We start from the raw sequence: 2,194 nt of genomic DNA, 5'->3' as shown, positions 1-2,194 counted from the left end.
TCGGTGCCGTGGCCCATGAGGCACAGCGCCGTCTTGCCGTCGTCGAAGGACGCCATGTTCTCCTTAATGGCTGCGGCCACCTTCTTGTAGTCGTCGTCGGAGGTGAGCAGCGGGTCGCCGAGCGAGATTTTGTCGAACTTGTCGGCGTACTTGTCGAGCTCGTCTTTCACGTCGGTGTATTCCAGGCCACCCATGAGATGCGTCGGCTGCACGACGATTTCCTTCACGCCGTCTTCCACGCAGCGGTCGAGCGCCTCGGTCATGTTGTCGATCGTGATGCCGTCGCGCTTCTTCAGCTTGTCGATGATGATCTGCGCGGTGAAGGCGCGGCGGATGTCGTAGTCCTGCCAGTACTTCTCGCGGATAGCGTCTTCGATGGCGCCGATGGTGATGTGGCGCGAGTCGTTGTAGCTCGTGCCGAAGCTCGTGACGAGGATGACCGGCTTCACGGCCTTCTCCTTTTCACTCGATTTCTCGGAACTCGCGGAGGTGTTGGAGCAGCCCGCGAGCGCGACTCCGGCGAGCGCGAAGGCTCCGGTTGCTGCGGCGCCCATGAAGCCGCGGCGTGACATCTGGTCGGACATGGTTTTTCCTTTCCTCGGTTTGCCGGTCCCCCGGCGACAGTTGCTTGTCGGCACAAGCGAAAGAAAAGCGCACCCCTCGGGGTTCACAAGGAGCTAACGCCACGGCGATGCCGTGAGGAAAAGGCGAAGCAGTCTGGCTTGGGGCGCGAGGCGGTTCGCCCGCGCGTCCTATACAGTAATGTCCCTTGCCCAGGATTCCCACCTGGTTCCCTCCGCAAGCCAGCGCGGGCTGTGCGGGCGCCGCGCCGGTCATTTCCTTTTATCCGATTGTCATATGCTCGTTGCCGAATCTTTTACTATGATAGTGGGCACTTTTGAACGTGTCAAAGCCAGGGCGGGCGGCATTGCGCCTCCTGCCTGCGTATTTGCGCCGATTGCCGCTGCGGGCGCCGTGTTTTGCCCGCTGCGCGAAGGGCGGCGTAAACGGTTGCGATGAGAAACGGGAAGGGAAGGCTCGGATGATTCATATCGTTGGCGCAGGCTCGGGCGCCGCCGACCTTATCACGCTGCGCGGGGCGCGCCTTCTGCGCGCGGCCGACGTGGTCGTTTGGGCGGGAAGCCTTGTGAACCCCGAGCTGCTCGCTGAGTGCAAGGAATCCTGCATCGTCTACGACAGCGCGCACATGACCTTGGAGGAAGTGCTCGACGTGATGTGCGCGGCGGATGCGCGGGGCGAGGAAGTGGTGCGCCTGCACACGGGCGACCCGTGCCTGTACGGCGCCATCCAGGAGCAGATGGACGCACTCGACGCGCGCGGCGTGGACTACGAGGTGGTGCCCGGCGTGTCGAGCTTTTGCGGTGCCGCGGCGGCGCTTCGCCAGGAATACACGCTGCCGGGAATCAGCCAGTCGGTCGTGATCACGCGGCTTTCCGGACGTACCCCCATGCCCGCGGGCGAGGGCATGCGCACCATGGCGGAAAGTGGCTCGACTATGGTCATCTTCCTGAGCTCGGGTATGCTCGCCGAGCTTTCCGCCGAGCTTTTGGCCGCGGGCCGCAGCTCCGACGAGCCGGCCGCGCTCGTGTACAAGGCGACCTGGCCTGAGGAGCGCGTGGTGCGATGCACAGTGGGCACGCTCGCCGATGCGGGCGCGCGAGAGGGCATCGACCGCACGGCGCTCGTGGTGGTGGGCCGCGTGCTCGGAGCTCGCGGCGGGTTTTCGCACAACGGCGCGCAAGCAGAGTCGTACGAGCGCAGCAAGCTTTACGACCCTTCGTTTGCCACGGGGTATCGGAAGGCGAGCAGCTAGCGTGGCCTTCGAGCACTACATATATACCGGGACGACCCGCCTGCGCTGCGGCTACACCACGGGGAGCTGCGCCGCGCTCGCGGCGAAGGCGGCCTGCGAGATGCTTTTGTCACGAAAGCCCGTCGGCCGCGTGTCGATCGTCACCCCCGGCGGGCTGCCCGTCGAGGCGAACGTGGTCGACGCATGCATCGGCGAGGGGTGCGCCCAGTGCGCCGTGCGAAAGGACGCAGGCGACGATGCCGATGTGACTGACGGCGTACTCGTGTACGCGCACGTGGAACATGCGGGGTCGGGCACGGGTGCTGCGGGCAGCAAGGACGTGCCCGCGCGCGAATCGGAAGTTTCCGTCGATGGCGGCGT

General features: G+C 65.2%; 3 protein-coding genes. 2 read left to right on the top strand and 1 reads right to left on the bottom strand.

Translation table 11 applies throughout. The features are described from left to right. Positions 1-584, bottom strand: a 584-nt coding sequence (locus tag ACT84W_RS10680; protein ID WP_444329202.1) for a sirohydrochlorin cobaltochelatase, incomplete at its 3' end; no start/stop codon positions are given. Between the two features lie 458 nt (positions 585-1,042). Here ACT84W_RS10680 and cobM point away from each other — a divergent pair. Beyond that, positions 1,043-1,834, top strand: a complete 792-nt coding sequence (gene cobM, locus ACT84W_RS10675) for a precorrin-4 C(11)-methyltransferase (protein WP_161161413.1) — start codon at positions 1,043-1,045, stop codon at positions 1,832-1,834. 1 nt (position 1,835) lies between these two features. Next, positions 1,836-2,194: cobalt-precorrin-5B (C(1))-methyltransferase (locus tag ACT84W_RS10670; RefSeq protein WP_444329201.1), on the top strand; the 359-nt coding region annotated here is incomplete at its 3' end.

The sequence above is a fragment of the Paratractidigestivibacter sp. genome (assembly GCF_052362415.1).
Taxonomy (GTDB): Bacteria; Actinomycetota; Coriobacteriia; order Coriobacteriales; family Atopobiaceae; genus Paratractidigestivibacter.
Note: the sequence above shows the minus strand (reverse complement) of the source record. Positions and strands in the feature narration are given on the sequence as shown.

What these genes read in the sequence shown, in the direction of transcription:
- cobM (WP_161161413.1), top strand. Translation starts at nt 1,043, where the DNA reads ATGATTCATATCGTTGGCGCAGGCTCGGGCGCCGCCGACCTTATCACG.